Consider the following 22,600-nt stretch of genomic DNA (forward strand, 5'->3'; position numbering starts at 1 on the left):
TTCCCAAAATGTTTGATGAGAAAATTCTATTGTTTAGCGCTGAATTTATCTGTCGTGGAAATGTATGAGAATGTCGAGCCTATTTGAACGATGTTTTTTATTTTCCTATAAATGCCAATTCATCATTGAACTAACTTATAAAGTGTTTAATCATTCGCTTTAGGTATTTGGCGAAGCATCTGAACTTATATGCAATAGCGTATAATCGTAATGGTTCATCACGACGAAGACTCGCTCACCTAATCTCAATAAGTGAAACGCACGACAAGGCTGATAATGGAATGACAAAACCTAAAATGATCATCGTGGAAGACGATTTGAAACTTCAGAAAATGTTGCAGGACTACTTCGTCGCGCAAGATTTTGATGTCACGGTGTTGGACGATGGCAGTGATGCCGCACACACCATCCTCACGGAGCAACCTGACATCGTACTGCTGGATTTGATGCTTCCTGTAACTGATGGACTTACAATCTGCCGACAGACGCGTACGCACTATAAAGGTAAAATCTTGATGCTCACTGCTAGCGATGACGACTTTGACCACGTCGCTGGTTTAGAGACAGGGGCTGATGACTATGTCACCAAGCCAATCAAACCAAGAGTTCTGCTGGCCAGAGTTCGTTCGCTATTACGCCGCCAAGACACCAATACCGCTTCAGTCGATGACTCAGACACCCTTCAGTTCGATCAACTCGTTCTGAAAAACACTTATAAGAAGTGTGAACTTTATGGTGCGGTTTTATCACTCACTGACAGCGAGTTTGACCTACTTTGGTTATTGGCAAGCAACCCAGACACGCCGTTATCTCGTGACTACTTGACGCAAACATTGCGCGGGATTGAGTACGACGGAATAGACCGGACGATTGACAACAAGGTTGTACGTCTAAGGAAGATTTTGGGCGACGACCACACACCAGCAGAGAAAATTCAGACCATTCGCGGTAAAGGCTACTTATTTGTTTCGACCGCCTGGCGTTAACCTCGCTCAATACGAGCGTAATAGAGAGAGCGATTATGCGACGTATCTTTTTGGAGTCCCTATTAGGGCTGTTAGTTTGCTTCATGGCCGGCCTTGTCGCCTACGAGATTAGCGTCTATCAGCTCAATACCGACTACGAATATGTACTGGAAGATTACGAAGCGACTGCCCACCAGCAATTGATCGAAAATATCGCTAAAAATCAGGGTCTTGAAGCTGCTCATCAAGCGATAAACCAATTTGTAGAAACCACACGAAATAAACTGGTTACGTTCAGCCCAGACGATGAAATACCAGGCCCCGTTTCAGAGTTCTTCAGTACCAATCCGAATACCTTTATCTTTCACGATGATGAGCGTGACCTATGGTTTCGCTTAGCAAGCAGCGACAATACCTATCACTACCTTCCCAACAGTGAAGCGTTCGTTAGGCAAAAAATTGAGTTGGAGGATGACCTCATTTGGTTGTTCTTTTTAGCGAGCTTTATCTTATATGGCTTGTGTCATCTATTTATTATCTTCCGCCGAGTCAAAAAGCTTGAGTCTGCCACTCTGCGTTTTGCTGAAGGGGATCTCTCCACACGAGCCGAGACTTCAAGCGGTGTTGCGATTGGTTCACTGAACAAATCCTTCAACCTGATGGCCGACAGAATTCATCGCTTAGTTGAAAGTAATCGCTCACTCACTAATGCTGTCGCTCATGAACTGCGCACGCCAATATTCCGTATTCAGTGGCAAGCTGAAATGTTGAAAGACACCCAGCTAAACGCAGAGCAAGAAAGCACGATTGAGAGTATTGTCGAAGACACGGAAGAGATGGAAAAGATGGTCGATGAACTATTGTATTACGCCAAACTCGATAGCACTGACCTAGAAAACTTAAAAAAGCCATTAGAGATTCGAGACTTTCTCGACCACGCAATGGCGCGTTGGAACAAAGACACTCAGCTCAACATCGACCTATCGCTACCAGAGCAACCTAGCTCAATAATGGCGGATGAAACGCTATTTAACCGAGCACTAGATAACCTAGTGCGTAACGCAATGAAATTCGCACGTTCGCAAGTGTCGATTGAAGCAAGCGTGCATCAAGATAAGCTACAGATCGCGGTACATGATGATGGTGATGGCGTGGCACAAGAACATCAAGCTCGCCTGTTCGAACCCTTTTACGTTGGCGACAAAGCGCGTAACAAGGCCAAGAGCGGCCATGGTTTAGGGCTGTCTATCGTCGAAAAGATCTGTGCTCAACATAACGCGACCGTAGAGGTTGGTCAGAGCCAAACCTTAAAGGGGGCGGTATTCACCATAACCATTCAGCTATGTAATGATTCAACTGACAAACCCATACAGTAACGACAAAACACCTCTGGAATAATGTTCAACATCGGTCGGGAGATGCTGTCTCCCAATGAACCTATTGAATCTAAATTCCAATCTTTCTTAAGGTGTTTGTATGAAAAAGTTATTAGTTGTTTTAGGCATTGTTTCTCTAGCGGGTTGTTCTGGTATCAGCCACAACGAAGAAGTGTACACAGCGCACGCAGAGAGCTTCAACATTGTCGGTTTCCAAGTGCCAGGTAACACTCAAGACCGCGCAATGGAATTAGTACCTGAAGGTGCAACGGTTGATACGATTCGCTCAACAAACTCTGATACGAGCTCTGTTCTGGGTATCATCAACCGTATTATCGGTATCGACTACGTACAAGTTGGCGGTAAAAAGCAGTAATTCGCTATAGTGACGTTAGCCACGTACCATAATTAAGTGTCGCAGTTGCCTACCTATATTCAGTAGCCTACACAAACTAAGTTAATCTAAGCCAGTGACCCGTCGCTGGCTTTTTTCATCCAGCAGATTTTGTGCTCTGTGCCAAACAAGTGCCCGATTCCCCTTCCCTCTTTTAACTAACAATTCGAAAAATAAGCCGAAAAGTCTTCGATTTCTTATCAAAATTGCCCCTAAATTCGCTAAATGGCCTTCTGTTTAAAGTGACACTTTCAAATCGTTGATCCTTCTATCAACCCAGAATCCGTTAATTGAGGCACAGATCAATTTACTCGAAAATCTTAATTTCCAAGAGAAATAAACACTTAATAAAAGTGTCATGATTTTATAAATAAACATATAGGTGCGTTCAAAAATAAACAGAAATGATAACTATCTGTAAATACGAGAAATATAAGTTTCATAAATAAAAGAGATCATTGCCATGCTACTAATTAATCAGATCGAATGATGTAAATTCGCTGTGATTAATTTGTTACGTTTTCTTGGATTTTACATGGAAAGAGAAAACAACAATGAAAATAAGAAAACGTTTAGTTGCCGTTGCTATAGCCAGTGCTATGTCTTTGTCAGTGCATGCAAGTGAATCCGTTCAAATCGATCAACCGATCAACTTTACTAGCTTCTCTGGGTTAAACGCTCAGTTAGGAGTCAGTAACGCCTCTAGCTTCAAGATGGTGAAAGAAGTAAACCTGAAAAAGCGTGGTATCTATAAAGTTAAGATCCAGCAGAACATCTGGGGAACACCGGTATGGGGACATTACCTAAATGCCACCCAAAGTGTCCAAGGTGGCGCACTTAAGTCCGTTCAAGGTCGCTACCTTAAAACAACGACCTTAGAGCGATCTTTTGTTAAGCCATCAATCAACAGCGCTCAAGCGGTTGAACTCGCAAGTAAAGATCTAAAGACTCAAGGCTTAACCAGCAAATCTCTAGACAACGTTCAACATCAGCTATTTATCTATCAAGGCTCTGTGAAGCAAGGCATCGGACAGCAAAGCGTAGATAAAACACGACTAGTGTACGTTGTCTCTTACCTAGTAGAAGGCAGTGAACAGCCGACTCGACCGTTCACCATGCTAGACGCGCACACAGGCGAAGTCATCGACCGCTGGGAAGGTATTGCCCATGCTCAGATCGGTACTGGCCCTGGCGGCAACGAAAAAACCGGCATGTACGAATACGGCACCGACTACCACTACCTTGATGTTCAAGAAGTGGGCACAGAGTGTGTAATGGAGTCTGAAAATGTCGTTACCGTTGACCTTAATGGCGCGACCGACGGCGACACCACTTACAGCTATGAATGTCCTCGTAACGAATATAAAGCCGTGAACGGCGCATTCTCACCACTCAACGATGCCCATTACTTTGGCAACATCGTGTTCGATATGTATAAAAACTGGTTCGACACAGCGCCACTCTCCTTCAAGCTCATGATGCGTGTTCACTACGGTGAAAACTACGAGAATGCATTTTGGGACGGCAGAGCCATGACCTTTGGTGATGGGGAGAGCTTCTTTTACCCGCTTGTTAGCCTAGATGTATCAGCCCATGAAGTGAGCCACGGTTTCACTGAGCAAAACTCAGGTTTGATATACGCAAACCAATCCGGCGGTATGAACGAAGCCTTCTCGGACATGGCGGGTGAAGCGGCTGAATACTACATGAAAGGCACCAACGACTGGATGGTCGGACGCAATATCTTTAAAGGCGAAGGTGCACTGCGTTACATGGACGATCCATCACGCGATGGCTCTTCAATCAACAATGCATCCGAGTACTACGATGGCTTAAACGTGCACTACAGCTCTGGCGTGTTCAACAAGGCGTTCTACCATCTTGCAACCACACAAGGTTGGGATACCAAGAAAGCGTTCGAACTGTTCGTGTTAGCCAACCAGATCTACTGGTCTGAAAACAGCGACTTCTGGCAGGGTGCTTGTGGCGTGAAAAACTCAGCAACCGACCTTGGCTACAGTGCCGATGATGTTGTTTCTGCGTTTAACTTAGTGGGTGTGTCACCGTGTAGCGAACCACCACTTCCACCAGAACCGGAATACCAACGCCTTGAAAACGGTGTTGAAGCCGCAGTTGCTGGTGAAACAGGCTCAAAAACTTACTTCGATATCGAAGTACCAGAAGGCCAAGACAAGCTAACGATTGATCTTGCTGTGTCTACTGGTGATCCGGATATGTATGTTGGTCTAGATTATGCGCCAAGCTCTCAAGAGAATATCTGTAAGAGTGAAAGCGTAACCGATGAAGTATGTGTAATTGAAAACCCAACAGCTGGTCGCTACACGGTGAACATTCTGGGTTACTCAGATTACGCAGGTGCAAATCTGAAAGCATCGTACGAATCAGGCAATGCTAACGTACCGCCCGTTTCTTCTTTCGAACACACGGTCGTAGGCAAAGAAGTAGAGCTGCGTAGCACAAGTTCGGACAGCGATGGCCAGATCGTCTCTTACCAATGGAACCTAGGCGATGGCAACACGCAAACAGGTGAAGTGACTCGTTATACCTACGCTGAAGCTGGTGACTACGTGGTAACGCTAACCGTGACTGACGATGCAGGCGTTACAACATCGACAAGCAAGTCGATCACGATTGAAGGTGATTCAGCGGAAGGCTTCCCACTAAAACTGAAGTTTGGTAACAAAAACCCGAACGGCAAAGCTCGCGTTAAGCTGGCATGGGATTACGACACCAACGACTACTTCGTGATTAAGCGCAATGGCAAGAATGTTGGTGCAACAGACTTCAACTCATACGTCGACAAGTTCCGTCATAACGGAACAGTAGATGTGGAGTACCAAGTGTGTACCTCAAGCGATATCTGTTCAGAAACCAAGCTTTACCGTTTCATTAAAACTCAATAATCGAAAGTAGATGCAGGGCTCCTTATAGGAGCCCTTTTCGCTATTTGGCTAATGATCTATTTAGCGAATGAAACGTCTACATGAAAAACCTACGCATTACACAAAAATCGAACCCATCAACATAACAATACTCACCATAAAAAGGACGACAAATGGCTATTCAAAAAAGCATGCTAGCTTTAGCTGTGCTCGGGGGATCGTTAACCCTAATCAACAGTACTGCGGCTTACGCATCCCTAGGTATCACACCACCAGCGAACGAAGAGGTTTGGATCACCACCGATGCTGACGCACAACATATTATGACTCAACATGGCGCAACGGTTTACCCAGGCGTGACAGGAAACAAGCATTCCATCGTCGCGAAAATCAACCAGAAAGAGCTCGCGAAGCTCTCCAGCTACATGCACGAAGAAACTCACCGTTGTGGTGGCTACATGGTGCACGAAGACAAAGCAAGCGCACTCAAAGCCGCAGCGATGCCATTGACAATGAGCACCTTCGAAAAGCCGGTGATCAGCCATCAAGACACAGTGAACGACCTACTCGCTCAGGTCGAGCCGAACAACATGGTCACGACCATAGAAAATCTAACCAACTTCACCAACCGTTTTTATACTACTTCTACTGGTGTTGCTGCTTCGGATTGGCTTTTAGAGCGTTGGGAAACAGAAATTAAAGATGTGCCGTATGCGTCTGCACGCCAAATCACACATGCTGAATATCCGCAAAAATCTGTTGAAGTGACACTGCTTGGCGCGAAATATCCTGCAGAGATCGTCGTGGTTGGCGGACACCTTGATTCAACGGTTGGTTCTTGGACAAGCGAAGGCACCATCTCACCAGGAGCCGATGATGATGCGTCAGGCATTGCAACGGTAACAGAGTCGCTTCGCCTGATGATCGCCAGTGGTATTCAGCCAGACAAGACCATTAAATTTTATGGTTATGCAGCCGAAGAAGTGGGATTGAGAGGCTCACAAGATGTCGCCAACGCTTTAAGAGATGAGCAAGCCAACGTTGTATCGGTATTGCAATTAGACATGACCAACTACAACGGTTCAGCGCACGATATCACCTTCATCACAGACTACACCGACAGCAACCTCACCGCCTATTTAAGCGAGCTGATCGACACTTACGCGAGCGACATCAGTTACGGTTTCGATGATTGTGGCTATGCCTGTTCTGACCACGCCTCTTGGCACAATGTTGGCTACCCAGCCGCCATGCCATTCGAGAGCATGTTCAACGACTACAACCCAAGTATTCATACCCAGCACGACACGCTTGAGAATTCCGATCCAACGGCGACACACGCGACCAAGTTCGCCAAACTGGCCATTGCTTACCTTGTCGAAACCAGCCTTGATTCGCCCGTTGCAGGCCCTAAAGAGCTGCAAAATGACGTGCCTGTTGAAGGACTTACTGCAGGATATGGTGAAGAGCAGTTCTTCACATTTACGACTCAAAGTGCAGGTCAGTTAACAGTAACGTTAACCGGCCCTCGAAGTGGCGATGCCGACCTTTACGTGAAACACAACGGCAACGTATCGAAAGCGAGCTACGATTGCCGTCCATACCAGAACAGCAGCAACGAACAGTGTGTATTAGACATGCCTGCGGGGGAATTCAACATCATGGTGCGCGGCTACCGTAACTTTAACGATGTCACCATCGTCGCTAACTTCGTTCCTGATTGGCTTTAAGGTTGGTTAATTGACTAACAATTAAACCTAGCAAACACGGCTAAAACTAAAAATCCGCAAGCCCACGATCATAAATAGATTGGAGCTTGCGGATTTTTTATTGTCTTCGGAGAGCATCTCAACTTAATAACCTTTAGTTATCATCAAGCCGTCTTTTTCATTACCTTGCCACAGATGTACTCACCAATCGGCATTGCAGAGGTCGCAGCCGGTGATGGCGCGTTACATACATGTAAGCTTCTTGGGCTTTCGGCAAACAGGAAATCATGGACCAAGGTGCCATCCTTCAGTACCGCTTGAGCACGAATCCCAGCAGGATAAGGCTTAAAATCATCAACCGTAATACTCGGGCAGTATTTGTTCACTAGCTTTAGATATCCCGGTTTCCACCACGAGTTCTTAAACTCGACCAAACCCGTTTTCAAGTGATTCGCAGTCACTTTCCAAAAACCCGCAAAGCTCAGCATCTGCCAAGTGTCCTTGAAGCTAAAGTTAAGCTTGCCATAACCTTCTCGCTTCCAGCCTTGAACTGCATTTGGCCCTACTGTTACGGAGCCATCAATCATGCGTGTTAAATGCACGCCCAAGAAAGGCAGTTCAGGGTCAGGGATCGGATAGATAAGATGATTCACCACTTGGTTGTGCTTAGCGTCTAACTGATAATACTCACCGCGATAAGGCACGATTTGGAAGTCGGTTTCGATGTCTAACATCTTGGTCATTCTATCGGCCATCAAGCCAGAACACGTGATCAAGAATCGACTGTTCAGTTGAAGAGTCTGACCATCTACTTTGCACGTTAACTGCACTTCATCTTCTTGCTCATCGGCCATGATCACTTCCGTACCAAGGCTAAGCTTACCACCCGCCTCAACAAACTCTTGAGCCATCACTTCGGTGACTTTTTTGTAGTCGACGATACTGGTGGTTTTGACATAAATCGCACCCAAACCCGTGATATTTGGCTCGGCAAGTTTGAGCTGAGCTTGATCCAACAAATCAACATCAATATCGTTATCGTGGCAACGCTGATAGAGCGCATTCATTCGCTCCACTTCTTGCTCATTGGTCGCGACCAACAACTTACCGCAGTTTTCGACGGGGATATCGTGTTGGCTACAAAAGGCGATGGTGCGCTCTACGCCGCGTTTACAAAAATCCGCCTTTAAACTGCCCGGAGCGTAGTAAACACCAGCATGAATCACCCCGCTATTATGGCCAGTTTGGTGCTGCGCGAAACCACGTTCCTTCTCGACTAAAAGGATACTTTTATCAGGGTGAGCTTGCTGTAATTGCCAAGCCGTAGACACGCCAACAATGCCGCCACCAACGATAATATAGTCGTATATTGAGTTCATAATATTCCTACATTCAATCCTTTTAATTATAGGGAAGACGCGACAGTGTTAGACCCGGTTTGAGGTAACTTTTTTTCCTCACTTTCTGATTCCATTTTCACTTGATTAGCATCGTATTTACGACCGCTGTAGATAAAGATGCCAACAAAAATGGCAACACATACCAAACGGATCACGACGGAAACATCAGGCCATACTAGAGCTATACCTACCGCAACCAACGCTACTCGAGTAATAATATTAACTTCGCTCTCTAGATAACCTTCAATCGCCGCGATAAACGCGTAAGTACCAATAACAGCAAAGCCACCCGTGACTAACACGGAGATCACATCCCAACTTACCAAGTTAGTGTAGGCAATCAACAATGGTACTAAATACAAGCCTTTGGCTATCTTCCATGCCATTAATCCCGTTCTCATCGGGGGTGTTTTAGCAATGGTTGCAGCCGCAAATGCAGTTAAACAAACAGGCGGAGTCACGTTGCTGTCTTGCGATAGCCAGAAAATGATCAAGTGGGCAGAAAGCAGTGCAAGGCTGATCGCTTCTAAGCCAAGGCTCTGTTCAAGCAGAGTTTCCACAAAATCAGCAGGGACTAACGCAATCATCTCTTTGGCTGTTTCAAGTGCCATTGGCGCGTTCAGCAAATCAAGCTTATCTGGCGCAGCCAACATGAAGATAGCTTTAGCTTGCTCAGGAAGCTGACCTGACACCAACAAGTCGAGCAACTGACTTTCAGCAATCAGTTTATACAAAGCTGGTGCAGACAGAGTACCCAACACGATATAAGCCGCGGTTACTGGTAACCCCATGCCCAGAATCAAAGACGCCAGTGCAATTAAGGCGATCATCACCAACAAATCGCCGTTCGCCCAGCTATTGATCATCAACGAGAAGGTGTTACCAATACCAGTCGTGCTGATCACGTTGATCACCAGACCAATGCCCACTAGCAACACAGCCGTGGTCGCCATGTTTTTTGCGCCTTGAGAAAGCGCTTCGATGATCGCCTTTGGACCCATTTTGTGATTTTTAGAGAACCATGAAGCCACCACGACAGACAGAATCGAGATGCCCGCAGCGTAAGTCGGCGTAAAGCCCTTCACCAACAGAGTCACTAACACCGCTAATGGGATCAGGTTGTGCCAACCCGACAGCAATACTTTCAATAGAGGCTCACAGCCAGAAGTCACCTTTTGCACACCACTGCGTTTTGCTTCGATGCGCACGAAGAATGCCACAGACAAAAAGTAGATAAGCGCAGGAACGAAGGAAACCGCAATAATATCGACATAAGGAATTTGCGTGTAAGAGGCCATGATGAACGCGCCCGCACCCATCACAGGTGGCATCAGCTGCCCGCCAGTAGATGCAGCCGCTTCAACACCTGCCGCGAAGCGCGAAGGGAAACCTGCCTTTTGCATCAAGGGAATACTGATCACGCCCGTCGATACTGTGTTTGCTACGCTCGACCCGGAGACTGAGCCCATCAAGCCGGAGCCAATAACGGCAATGAAACCAGGGCCACCAATCACTTTGCCCGCCGCGGCACGAGATACATCAATAATGTAGTCGCCGACACCAGATCGAACTAAAAATGCGCCAAATAAGATGAACATGAACACGAAGGTCCAACTGATTCTTGAGATCGAACCAAACATCCCTTCTGATGAATAAAAGCTTCGATAAAGTAACGTCTCAAGGCTTAAACCCGGAAAATGAAAAATACCGCTGGTCCATTGTCCCCAAAGCACTACATAACTTAAACACACTAAGATAAGCACTGGAATGAACCAGCCCATAGTGCGTCTAATCAGCTCAATGACGATGGCAATCGCCAAGATAGAGAAAAACCAATCACTGGCGATAAATTTTACGCCTCGGTCATACAACGCATCTTCTGCAAAGGGGATGTAGATAAGACAAGCCAGAGCCGCCAAGGCAATTCCGATATCGACAGCCAGCGCTATCTTGCTATTTTTCAGCGAGATATGAGCGGGATACCAGAGTGCACAAATGATCGCAAAGCCAGCGAAGTGGGTCGCCGAGATCCAAAGCTCAGGCAAGGTAGATAAGGTGTTAAACCAAATGTGTAACAACGAGAGGAGCACTCCCATTGTCGTTATTGCTTTGCCCACCCACGGAAAATCCGTTCGGGTCGGCAGTTCAAATTTTTTCAGTTCCTGCTGCAGCGAATCGCTCATAGAAAACTCCTGCTCTCCGCAGCAAACACGAAGAGAAAATCCATAAAGTGAGGAGGTGCACGAACACATTCTTGAGCGAACGTGCACCAAGCAATTAAGTCACGAAGGGGTTAGTTGATGACAAACAGCTAGTTCGCGACAAATCATTAGCTCACGAACCAATAGTTACCTGACAAAAGATAAGCTAGTTAACGATCAACTCAGAAGGGATCTCGATGCCCATCTCTCGATAATAACGTGCAGCGCCTGGGTGAAGAGGAACAGGCAGACCTGCGATCCCTTTCTCAAGTGCCATTGCTTTGGTTGCTTTATGGATACCTTGTAGGAAAGGTAGGTTTTCATAGATAGCTTTGGTCAGTTGATACACATCGTCTTCAGAAATGTCTTCGCGAACTGCTAGGAAGTTAGGTTGGGCAATCGTAGTAATTGGTTTGTCGACACCTGGATAAGTGTTTGCTGGGATCTCGTACTTGGTCCAGATATTGTAATCGCCATTCGCTTGTTTGATCTGCGCATCGGTAAACGACAGGATTTGAATATCTTCACCCAAGGCAGCAAAGGCTTGTGTTACCGCACCAACAGGCACACCAGCAGGCGTATTCATGCCATCAATCGTGCCGTTTTGTAGTGCACTAGCACTGCCACCGTAACCCATAAAGGCGAGTTTAAATTGTTCTGGGTTAACCAATAGGCCCTGCATGATCTGGCGTCCTGAATTCTCAGTGCCTGAGTTCTTCTTACCGATAGAGAATTTCTTACCGTTTAGGTTCTCTAGATCGCTTACCGTACCTGTTTTTGCTAGATCTGAACGCACAATAAAGTGTTCTACATTTTGCCATAACATGGAAACTGAACGCAGTTGAGTTTGTCTGCCAGATTTCTCATATGGCCCCAAACCCTGCCAAGCCCAAGCACCGTACAAACCTTGTAGAATTGCGAACTGAGCTTCGTTCTCGTTCAACAACTTTACGTTCTCACCCGAGCCCGCAGAGCTGATAGCCGCTAAAGAAAAGTGCTGCTTAGGCGCAAGCTTAACTTTACTCAATGTCGCTAAGGCCACACCTACCGGATAGTAAGTACCACCCGTTGAGGCCGTCGCTAAAATATAGCTGCGATCTTCTTCAGCTGACGCATTACTGATAAGGCCAAGAGAAGCCATTGCTAGCGCTAAAGTTTTAACCAGCTTGTTGTATTTCATTGTTACTCTCCATGTAGGGTTATTCACGTTATATTTTTGTTAACAACAATAGATAGCAAGCGTAATGCCAGTTTTTAACTATTTGTTTTAATTTACTTTTATTTTAAAACCTATTCAAAATAAGCCGTTTTTTGCTTATTCCCCTGTTATTAAGTAAGCCATTTTTGGCTTATCGGCTACCGGAATTAACACCTGTAGATCGGGAAGCAAGTCACACCATGTTGCAGTTGTGTGATCAATGTATGTAAATTGATAAATATGCAATGAGCCATTTATTGCTCATTAAAAATCAACAAGCACTGCGATGAAGCCGCTCTCTAAGGGTCAACATAGTCACTTCGATTTAACCCATAACGCACCATCTTTTGGTTCAATGTTCGACGAGGTAAATCCAAATCTTGCATCACGTCATTGATACGCCCTTTATAACGAACTAAGGCATCATGAATCACTTTCCTTTCAAAGCTCTGTACTTGAACCGCCAAAGGGATGCCCGCCGTTGTGGACTCTGTGACAGAATTGGGACGACACGCCAAAATATCCCCAACGGTCAAGCTTTCATCCAATGCAAAACGAATCGCAACATTACGCAGTTCACGCACATTGCCCGGCCACGCATACGAGAGCAGTGCATAGCGATCAGCCTCACTGGCTATACGTGTTTCGGAATTGGCTTCTTGGGTGAAGTGTTCAAACAAAAGTAAGGCATCTTCTTCACGCTCACTGAGTGGAGGCAAATGCAGCTGGGCAACATTCAAACGATAGAATAGATCTTGGCGAAAGTCGGGGTGATTCAGTAGATCGCTTTTCGAGGCAGAGACCACTCGTAGATCAACATGTTGTTGCTGATTCCCCCCCACGCGTTCGACGACATTATCTTGCAAGGTGCGCAGCACTTTTACCTGCATCGACAGCGGCATACTCTCTATTTCATCAAGGAACACTGTGCCTTTGTCGGCAAATTCCAGCTTACCAATGCGTCGTTTGGCCGCACCAGTAAACGCTCCGGCTTCGTGTCCAAACAGCTCGCTTTCAAAGAGATTTTCTGGGATTGCGCCACAGTTGAGCGGAACAAACGGATGGGTTTTACGTTGGCTGAATTCATGTAAGCAAGAGGCGACCAGCTCTTTACCACAACCCGTTTCACCATAGATGATCACGTTGGTGTCTATGGAAGCGACTTTCTGGATTTGCTCGCGCAGTTCACACATCACTTTACTGCGACCGATCAGCACCTGTTCAATGCCCTTAAGGTTATCCAGATAGTTCTGACGACTGTTTCTGTCTTGGCCACTTTGATGTTTATCTACCGCTTCCGATACCGTTTGAGACAGACGCTCTGGGTCGAATGGCTTCTCAATGAAGTCATAGGCACCTTGCTGTAAGGCTTTCACCGCCATATCGACATCACCATGCCCAGTAATCAAAATAACAGGCACATCTGGCACAAGACCTTTGAAACGCCCTAGCAGATCAACACCATCAATATCAGGTAAACGAACATCGGTGATAATGGTTTGAAAATCACCCTGCTCTACGGCGTTTAACGCATCTTGTCCTACTTCAAATGCGGTGACATCGAAGCCCGCCAGCTGCAACCATTGGCTGGTTGCTTGACGCACAATCGCGTCATCTTCAATTAAAGCAATACGCTGCATAGTTTGGTTCCGCCACTCTACATCTGATTAATATCGTCCACGGTATGTAAAAAAACCTCAGACGAAAAGGAGCTAGCTCCCACTTTGAATAACACTCCTTTAACAGTTTAATAATGTTTGTTAGCTTCGATTTGTCTCACTCTCCATTCGCTTAAAAAGCAAACATAAAACCTTGTCAAACCACTAGCTCAAAGAGGCAAGCCACTAATTTTAAAGGGATTTGATCAGAAATGATGAATAACAATCGATATTGGTTATTCCTGTGTACCTGTTTATTGATTGGTTTGGTGCAGGTCACCACCAAGAATGGCATCAGCCAGTGGAAGCTTGAACAAGCCCAACGCTATGCCGAACAGCGCTTCCTTGGCTACATTGCCGAAGCAAGGCGAACCCTTAAGCGTTTCTATTATCTGCCCTACCTAGTAACCAATGATGAAACCAGTGTGCGCTTCATTGATGGTGAAGCCCGCCTAGAAAAACGCATTAAGAAGCAGCTGATTCAATTGGATAAAGCCGCCAACACCAAGGGCTGGTATCTGCTTTCTGGCGAAGGGGACTTGTTGGTATCGAGTGTTGAAAGAAGCAAACTGAGCAATAAGAACGCCAGTACAATTGTTTCGAAGATCCACCAACAAGGTGGTGCGATTTCAGTGGTGACAAAAAACAAAGGCGTGACACCCGATTACTTCATAGCGGCACCCGTATATCGAGCCTCTGATGTGGTTGGCATTGTCGCGGTGCAAATCGATTTGTCATTGTTAACCGATCAATGGTTTGCCGATGGTGAGGCGATACTGTTTCAGAACCCTCGCGATCAGTTCTTTCTCTCCAGTGACAACAGGTTGAGTGCCGATTGGTTCAATGACACCTTCAATTCTCAGCCCACAGCGACAAAACGTGAGCTGTATGACCAAACCCATATTCGCGTGTGGCGATTGCAAGATAAAGATTACCTAATTCAGTCCATCAAGTTAGACGATCTGAATTGGCGTTTAACCTACCTAACGCCATTAACCAGCCTCAACCAGACCACGAACTGGATCAGCTGGAGTGTGGCGGTTGGCTGTCTTTTCATTCTGTTACTGTTGGTTATTCTTTACCAAAGACGCCAGAAAAAGCTCAGCAATCTGAGAATCCAAAAGCTTATCGAAGAGTCTGAGAAACGACTGTCTGGGATGATCAATAAAACCCATGTTGGGTTAATACTGATCGATAAACACGGACGCATTCACGATATCAACCTGATGGCGAAGAACTACTTTTCACTATCTGATTCAATGATCAATAACATCAAGGCGTGGCAGTTATTTGAGGCAGGTAACCCGAATTCAACCACCTTGCAACTGCTCAAAAACTTAGAGCAGCATCAAGAGCTGGCCGAGATAACTAGCGTCGAAACCATGGCAAGACGCAGCGATGGCAGCTACTTCCCTGTTTTATTCTCTATTAGCGCCTTTCCTTGGCATGCGACGACTTACTACCTGTGTACCGTAATCGATATCAGCAAACGTAAGAAAGCCGAAATTGCGGTGCAAAACGCCAATAAAACGCTACAACTGCGGGTCGAAGAGCGAACTCAAGATCTAAAAGATGCGCAGCAAGAACTTGTCGAATCTAGCAAACTGGCTGCACTAGGGCGGATGTCGAGTGCGATTACTCATGAACTCAATCAGCCGCTTACTGGCCTAAAAACCCTACTTTCGAGTAACCAGTTGCTGATGGAAAGAGGCGAGACTAAGATGCTGAAAGCGAACATGGATCTGGTGATGAGCCTAATCGACCGAATGGCTAACATGACTAGCCAGCTGAAGTCATTCGCCTTTCAAAGGCTTGAGAAACCTTATCCTGTTTCCCTAACAGACGCACTGCAAGAAACCCTGCGAATTCATCAAGCCGAACTGGAAAACGTCGATATTCGCGTGCGTGTCGCTTCCAATATTTCGATGGTAATGGGAGAAGAGGCGCGACTTCGTCAAGTGCTTGGTAACCTGCTTAGAAACGCTGTCGATGCCACGCAGAATCAGAAACCAGCAACCATTGTGATCAGCGCTCATACCGAGCAACAACGCGTGATCATCAAGGTTCAAGATAACGGTTGTGGTGTGTCTGAAGATCAACTCGAAACCATTTTCGAACCGTTTCATACCAACAAAAAGATGGGCGAAGGCTTGGGGCTCGGGTTGGCTATCACAGCGAACAACGTTCGCGATATGCAAGGCACATTAATAGCGAAGAACAATTCAGACCAAGGCATGACATTTACGTTAACACTAAACAATAGCGATAGTGAGTAGTTACTTACACAGACCTTGAACTCCACATTCTATTGAAGCGCTAGAACTAAAAAACCGCCCACAGAGGGCGATTTTGATTCACTTATTGGCGTGTGACTTATTCACTAATCCGTTAACGACTTACTCAGCCAACTGCTTCAACAAAAGCTCTGTCGGGCGAACAATCGCGATAATCGATTCGTCGTAGATTTTCGCCGAATCAGACAGTATCGCTTGATAGGCATTCACGTCTGCTGCTCTTACTTTCTCGCCTGCTTGTGCTTTAGCAATCAAGGTTAACGCCAAGTCTGCCACTTCAACGGTTTTCTCTGCAACCACCACAGTCTCTACCGAAGATACGTTGCCAACGAAGACAGTTTTAGCCGCTAGTGCAGCCGATTTTGCTTGCTGATAATGCTCAGCAAGTTGCTCAAGCACTTGTTGATTGCCTGTCGCCATGTCATTGACCAAGTCTTGCATCTCATACACGGCGTAGCTTTCCACAGGCAGCGCATCAACGAAGCGGTTTAAGCGCTCGTATTGGCTGTATAAAGTGCCCTTAGGTTCCGTAGAATTCCACTTCTCCCAGTTGCGAGCGTAGTATTGAGCAGGCTCGGTGTATTTCGCTAGCACGCGCAGGTCGTGAATATCTTGGCCTTTGGCAATGCGCTTCAACAACATATCAGCATCTGCGTGATGACGTAGCCCTACCGATACTTCCGACCATGTATCCATTGCTTTCATGCGCTTATACATACTGCGTTCGTCTGTCAGTTCTGCATCCGACCAGAAACGTTCTGCAATTGCATAACTGCGAGGCCATAGGTAGTTTTCGACCGTGAGGCTGTCTTTGTTTTCTAGCCACATGGTGATCTCGCCGCCTAAAATCAGCTCTTTTTCTTTGTCGGTTAGCTCCGCGGGGTAGCCTCCGTTTGGCTCAGGGATCACGCTGCCTTCTACATCGCTGCTCGCAATCACTTCGCCTGTGGTTGGCCAGCGCACGTTACCAATTAACTGATAGCTGCCTTCCGCAAACCCATTTGGATTCAAGTTCAGGTTGAATTCGGTATACGACATGAAGTTATCGAAGTGGCCGACAAAGGTTTTACCCGGCACATAATCAAGGATGTAGATCTCTTCACGAGACTTACCGTTGTAATCACTGAACGCGCGGAAAGTACCGTCTTGCGCTTCAATGATAGTCAGTGTTCCCTTACGTGGGCTGCCTTTAGAGCGAGGCTTCTCCCATTGATACGTCACGAACTTCTCGCCACTATGAAGCTTATCATCAACCGTGATACCCGTTGGCATTGGGTCATTGCGATAGTGGTAACTCGTAGGCTGAGGCTGGTCTAGGTAATAACCAGTAGACAGGATACCTGGGTAACCCTCTTTCGCCGCACGACCGATACTATCGTGCCCTTGCCAGCTTTGAATCACGATAGAAGTTGGCAGATCTTTATGCCAGATCTCATCCCAACCCGTCATCTTCTTACCGCGCTCTTCGAGCATCTTCTCAACTTTTACATTGAGGTAAGACTGCAGGCCACGCTCACCATCGATATTATTCTCTTCAATGAACTGTTGGTGCTTTTCGCTGTTTTTCCACTGCGCATAGTTCGGCTCATCGCCACCGATGTGGAAATACTCGTCTGGGAACAGCTCGGTCACTTCATCAAATACGTCGCCCAGCATTTCATAGAGCTCTGGATTCAATGGGTCCATTAATGGTTCAAACACGCCCCAACCACGCTCTTGCTCATAGCTTTGACCTTCACCACCCGACATCAGGCGCGGGTAAGCATAAGCAACCGCAGAAGAGTGACCCGGAAGAGACACCTCTGGAATCACACGAATACCAAGATTACGCGCGTATTCCACTAAGTAACGGACTTGGTCTTTGGTGTAGTAGTTACCATCAGCGGTTTCAGACCACAAACGTGGCCATGATTCGGTTTGAATGCGAATACCTTGGTCGTCCCAGAAGTGCCAATGGAAAACGTTCATCTTCGCCGATGCCATCGCATCTAACTGACGAATCAGCACATCGAATTCGATAAAGTGACGAGAGGTATCGTAAGAGACACCACGCCAGCGGAAGCGAGGCTCATCGACAATCGTGACAGCAGGAATGTGGTAGCCAGTCGCTGTGGTTTCAACGAGCTGTAAAAGGGTTTCGATGCCGTGAATTGTGCCGTATGGGCTTGGAGAGCTCAGCGTGATTTTCTCACCCTGAGTCGTAATTTTGTAAGACTCTACAGAGTCGATGTTCTGTACTTCAGACTTTGGCGCCGCGTCGATATCAATGATCAGGTTCGCTTCGTCTGCGCTATCAACCTGCCAGTTTAGAATCGGCACGCCAGTTTGGCGCTCTAGGCGATCGATAAAGCGTTTCGCGGTGTATTCAACGCGATCAGAGTTAAAGCCTTTGATGTAAACCTTGAAGTTACCGTCGACCTTAACTTGCCCAGCTTGCAGCTCGACTGTTTGTGGATACGGCATTAAATTTAGATCGGTATTCGGAGCCATTGCTAACGCCATTGGGGACACTACTGAACTTGAAATCAATAGAGACAATATAGTTTTTTTCATTATTAGTTTTCCTATATAACGGACGTTCTGTTTTGTTTATCGGAGGCGATTCACAAAACAGAACCTTCAGCCACTGCTGTTGTTTATCGTGAGCTCAAAGCCTATCGTCTGTGAAAAACGAATGAGCTCACAAACTTATGATTAGCTAACCAACTCAACCGCTTCACGAACCAACACCGCGATCTCATCCCACTGTTCGTTCTCGATCATCTTTGGAGAAACCATCCACGTGCCACCGCAACATACGACGCGATCAACGGCTAAGTAATCATTCACGTTGTGTTTGCCGATACCGCCCGTTGGCATTAGTGACACATCAACGTAAGGCGCTAGCAAAGATTTCACCATGTTGATGCCGCCAGACGCTTCTGCTGGGAAAAACTTCAAGAAGTTAAGACCTAGCTCCAACGCTTGCTCTACTTGGCTTGGGTTGTTTACGCCCGGAACGATTGGCATGCCGATCTCTTGGCAGCGTTTTACGGTGTTTGGATTCAGGCCCGGTGCTACGATGAATTCGCTGCCCGCCTCTTTCGCAAGGTCGATCTGCGCAGGTGTGAGTACTGTACCTGCACCGATACACATCTCTGGGTAGGCATCACGCATCGCACGAATCGAATCCGCTGCCGCTTCGGTACGGAACGTCACTTCTGCTACTGGCAGGCCGTTTTCTACCAACACTTTTGCTAGTGGAATCGCATGTTCCACCTTGTTGATTTGGATAACAGGGATAACTTTGAACTGCTTAAGTGTGTTGATCATTTCTTGAGACATAATAGTTCCGCTTTTTATTTTTTAATCAGTTGGCTCATAGCGCTCATAGGGATTATTGCGCCAGAGTATTGAATAACGATGGAAGCCAGTTGGTGGCCAAATTCGGCTGCGTCGGTGGCGCTCTCGCCAGTAAGACGCGCAGCTAAATAACCCGCAGCGAATGAATCGCCCGCAGCGCAGGTGTCGACCACGTTAGAAACACGAGTCGCGGATACATAACTCTCAACAACATCGCCTTGTTCAACTTGAACAATCTTGCATGGCTCACAGCCACGTTTGATGACGATCTCTTGGCAGCCTAAGCGAAGGCAGCGTTGTTGAACGCTCTCGCCATTGCCCCAAACCAGCAGGTCGTCGTCTTCGGTAATCAGTGCAATGTCGACCAATGGTAGTAACTTGGCGTACCAATGCTGAGCTTGTTCAGTCGTCCAAAGTTGCGGGCGATAGTTGTTATCAAAAATCAGCTTTCCGCCTTGATTTGAGAACACACCAATGGCTTTCAACAGACGTTCACGTGAGGTGTCATCTAAAATCGCGATACCGATACCGCTGATGTAAACCGCGTCGACTTGTTTCTCTGTCAGCGCGATTTCAAGCTTATTCAGGTCGTCAGTTTGAAAGTAAGATTTTACTGCCGCGTCATTGCGCCAATAGTGGAAATGTCGCTCACCCGTTTCGTCCGTTTCTACCATGTACAAACCGGGCAACTTGTTTGGAATACGTTCAACGAAATTGGTTTGAATGCCTTCTAGTTGCCAGCTATCAATCATGTTTTGAGACAGTTCATCGCTACCCAAACCAGTCGCGTAATGAACAGACAGGTTTTGATGTTGGGTTAAGCGAGAAAGGTAAAGCGCGGTATTAAGCGTGTCACCGCGAAATTTTTTGGTTAATGGAGAGCCGCTTATTTCGACCATACATTCGCCGAAGAAAGCAATATTGAAATGAGAAGATGCAGGCATAGCCGATCCTAAAATAGAGAGATATATGTGGGAGAAGGCCCTGCCACTAAGCAGGACCTGAATTAAGCAAACCAGTTGTGGAGACTAGGTTTAGCTTGTTTGATTTGCAGGACGTTGAGGTGCCGCTTCTTCTTCAAGTACGCCAGTCTCAGACATTTCCATCTCCATCAGAGCACGCTCGTCATCAAGAATCGCTTTTGCCATTTCAGGTGTTACTTGGTTAGCCGGAGTCACTAGGCTCACAACCACACCTGCCGTTAGAGCAAACAGACATGATGGGATAACTGGGTTGCCCCAGAAGGCTGTGTAGTCAGCGTTTAACATTACTACGAATGAAGCTACAGAAGCACCCGCTAGTGTTGCAAGCGCACCTTGCCAGTTGTAGCGTTTCCAGAATTTACCCAACATACCGCACACAAACATGCCCGACATAACCGTTGAAATCATCTTAGTGATGTAGCCAATGATGTCGTTTGACGTCAGTGCGAACAGTAGTGCGAAGCCAATCACCACAACCAAAGCTAGACGAGAGTAGTTCAACATTGATTCTTTGTTTGGTACGCGGCCTGTGAACATCACGTACACGTCACGCAGTAGGATAGATACACCGGCAATCGCATCTGAGCTTGCACTCGACATGGTTGCAGATAGACCTGCGATAAGAACAATCATGCCTACGCCAACTGGAAGAACCGTTGCAGCTACGTATGGGAACGAGTAGTTCGGGTTATCCAATGATGGGTCGATTGCGTGCGCAGCCATACCAATGATTGCTGGAATAATAGAGAAGAAAAGGTACAACACACCAGAAGCGACAAATGAGCGACGGATAGTTGAAACATCTTTACCAGAGTAGATACGCTGACGGAATGAAGGTGTTGCAAGTACGCCCACACCGATAACCACAGCCAGAGAAACAGCAGGCAGAATGCCCAGTTTATCGATTGCTAAAAAGCTTGTAGCATCAGGGTCCATCGCAGCGTAAAGGTTATCCATGCCACCAATGTGATCAACAGACATTACCGCCATTAGGATGAAGCCAGCAAAAAGGATGATTGCTTGAATCGTATCGGTCCATACAACTGCTGTGTAACCACCGATAACAACGTAGATAGTGAAAGCTGCAGCAATAATAATTTTCGCAAGGTTAAGGTCGATGTCTGCAATCCACGCTAGGTACATGCCGCCACCTAGAATGTGCGCACCTAACCAACCGATTGACGCGATAAAGATAAGTAGGCCAACCACGTTTTTTACGATTCGGTTAGCGCCAACGTAATAAGCCAGCTCTTCACTCATGGTCATGAAGTTCAGTTTACGAACCGGAGCAAACCAAAGTGCAAGCAATAGGATGCCCACAGCACCGCCAATTCCGTACAGAGCACCTGCCCAACCATTTGCGTAGCCAAAGCCAACCGCGCCCATACTTGAACCCGTGCCGACCATAGTCGCAACTGTTGTACCAAGTACTAAGAATAATGGCAGGCCACGGCCGCCTAATAAGAAATCTTCGCCAGATTTTTGATTACGCGAGACAAACCAGCCTAACCAAATTAGAAAACATACGTACACGCCGAAGCCTGTAAGAAAAAGTGTGCTGTTCATTTGACACCTCTCAGTGAAATATTGAGTTCATTCTTGAACTTTATTTATGATTCATTCATTTTTATATTTCATATAATTACTTTATTGATTTTATCTATTTTAATTAAAGTAATTTTTATAAATGTAGGGTGAGAGTATTAAAGGATAATAACAGGGATGACTAACCCCTAATACTCTCTAAGTAGGTAATTGTGATTAGGTTATTACTAAACGCGATCCGCGCGGTAGCAAGTCACATCTACTTCAACCTTCACGTCTACAACTAGGTCGCAAACCATGCAGATACGAGCCGGTGGGTTAGCACCGAAGAACTCTTTGAATACCTTATTAAAAGATTGGAAGTAACGAGAATCCGTTAGCACAACCTTTACGTGCATTACGTCTTCTAGGCCGTAGCCCGCTTCAGTCATGATATCGACACAGTTTTGGATCGCTAGGCGAGACTGGTCAACAATGCCACCCTCTACCACTTCACCATCTGTCATCGGTGTCTGGCCAGAAACGTATAGGAAACCACCCGCTTCAGTTGCGCGTGCAAATGGTAAATGTTGTCCGCCTGTACCTGTACCGCCTTCAACACCGTAACGTTTAATCATAGACAGGATCTTAAG

15 protein-coding genes are annotated in these 22,600 nt (G+C 46.4%); 6 read left to right on the forward strand and 9 right to left on the reverse strand.

The features are described 5' to 3' along the window. Nucleotides 1-281 precede the first annotated feature (281 nt). The 5 genes from AB4583_RS02785 to AB4583_RS02805 all read left to right on the forward strand — a co-directional run bounded on the left by AB4583_RS02785 (nt 282) and on the right by AB4583_RS02805 (nt 7,368). Nucleotides 282-986 (forward strand): response regulator, encoded by a 705-nt coding sequence (locus AB4583_RS02785; RefSeq protein ID WP_017065179.1) that lies wholly within the window; start codon nt 282-284, stop codon nt 984-986. 35 nt (nt 987-1,021) lie between these two features. Beyond that, the gene (locus AB4583_RS02790) at nt 1,022-2,341 is read left to right on the forward strand and encodes a sensor histidine kinase (protein ID WP_372116352.1); all 1,320 of its coding nucleotides are present in this window, start codon (nt 1,022-1,024) and stop codon (nt 2,339-2,341) included. 100 nt (nt 2,342-2,441) lie between these two features. Further along, complete coding sequence (locus tag AB4583_RS02795) at nt 2,442-2,717, forward strand: hypothetical protein (protein WP_017065177.1); 276 nt, start codon at nt 2,442-2,444, stop codon at nt 2,715-2,717. Nucleotides 2,718-3,289: 572 nt separating this feature from the next. Further along, a complete protein-coding gene (locus AB4583_RS02800; RefSeq protein WP_372116353.1) occupies nt 3,290-5,659 on the forward strand; it encodes a M4 family metallopeptidase in 2,370 nt (789 codons plus the stop codon). Between the two features lie 152 nt (nt 5,660-5,811). After that, nucleotides 5,812-7,368: a M28 family metallopeptidase gene (locus AB4583_RS02805; protein ID WP_372116355.1), complete on the forward strand. Its 1,557-nt coding sequence runs from the start codon at nt 5,812-5,814 to the stop codon at nt 7,366-7,368. A 143-nt stretch (nt 7,369-7,511) separates the two neighbouring features. On the opposite strand, the gene lhgO is transcribed toward AB4583_RS02805, so the two are convergent. From lhgO to AB4583_RS02825, 4 genes are all read right to left on the reverse strand, one after another. Continuing rightward, nucleotides 7,512-8,726 carry an L-2-hydroxyglutarate oxidase gene (lhgO, locus tag AB4583_RS02810; RefSeq protein ID WP_017065174.1) on the reverse strand — a complete coding sequence of 405 codons (1,215 nt, stop codon included), beginning with the start codon at nt 8,724-8,726 and terminating at the stop codon, nt 7,512-7,514. Between the two features lie 26 nt (nt 8,727-8,752). Beyond that, nucleotides 8,753-10,930: a TRAP transporter permease gene (locus AB4583_RS02815; protein WP_017061065.1), complete on the reverse strand. Its 2,178-nt coding sequence runs from the start codon at nt 10,928-10,930 to the stop codon at nt 8,753-8,755. Nucleotides 10,931-11,114: 184 nt separating this feature from the next. Further along, the gene (locus tag AB4583_RS02820) at nt 11,115-12,128 is read right to left on the reverse strand and encodes a TAXI family TRAP transporter solute-binding subunit (protein WP_372116357.1); all 1,014 of its coding nucleotides are present in this window, start codon (nt 12,126-12,128) and stop codon (nt 11,115-11,117) included. Between the two features lie 317 nt (nt 12,129-12,445). Further along, nucleotides 12,446-13,786 (reverse strand): sigma-54 dependent transcriptional regulator, encoded by a 1,341-nt coding sequence (locus tag AB4583_RS02825; RefSeq protein ID WP_102321268.1) that lies wholly within the window; start codon nt 13,784-13,786, stop codon nt 12,446-12,448. Between the two features lie 230 nt (nt 13,787-14,016). Here AB4583_RS02825 and AB4583_RS02830 point away from each other — a divergent pair, with 230 nt between their 5' ends. After that, nucleotides 14,017-16,080, forward strand: coding sequence for an ATP-binding protein (locus tag AB4583_RS02830; protein ID WP_017065171.1), 2,064 nt, complete (start codon nt 14,017-14,019; stop codon nt 16,078-16,080). A gap of 120 nt (nt 16,081-16,200) precedes the next feature. On the opposite strand, the gene AB4583_RS02835 is transcribed toward AB4583_RS02830, so the two are convergent. The 5 genes from AB4583_RS02835 to AB4583_RS02855 form a co-directional block, all read right to left on the reverse strand. Further along, a complete protein-coding gene (locus AB4583_RS02835; RefSeq protein ID WP_372116360.1) occupies nt 16,201-18,651 on the reverse strand; it encodes a family 20 glycosylhydrolase in 2,451 nt (816 codons plus the stop codon). Between the two features lie 141 nt (nt 18,652-18,792). Beyond that, on the reverse strand, nt 18,793-19,422 hold the full coding sequence (locus AB4583_RS02840) for a bifunctional 4-hydroxy-2-oxoglutarate aldolase/2-dehydro-3-deoxy-phosphogluconate aldolase (RefSeq protein WP_055319259.1): 630 nt from the start codon (nt 19,420-19,422) through the stop codon (nt 18,793-18,795). A 14-nt stretch (nt 19,423-19,436) separates the two neighbouring features. After that, entirely contained in the window at nt 19,437-20,384 is a 948-nt protein-coding gene (locus tag AB4583_RS02845; RefSeq protein ID WP_372116363.1) for a sugar kinase, read from the reverse strand. 90 nt (nt 20,385-20,474) lie between these two features. Further along, nucleotides 20,475-21,989: a sodium:solute symporter family protein gene (locus AB4583_RS02850; RefSeq protein WP_372116365.1), complete on the reverse strand. Its 1,515-nt coding sequence runs from the start codon at nt 21,987-21,989 to the stop codon at nt 20,475-20,477. A gap of 206 nt (nt 21,990-22,195) precedes the next feature. Then, entirely contained in the window at nt 22,196-22,585 is a 390-nt protein-coding gene (locus AB4583_RS02855) for a RidA family protein (protein ID WP_032545757.1), read from the reverse strand. Nucleotides 22,586-22,600 lie beyond the last annotated feature (15 nt).

The organism is Vibrio sp. 10N.222.49.C12, from assembly GCF_041475025.1.
In the GTDB taxonomy this organism is placed as follows: Bacteria; Pseudomonadota; Gammaproteobacteria; order Enterobacterales; family Vibrionaceae; genus Vibrio; species Vibrio crassostreae_C.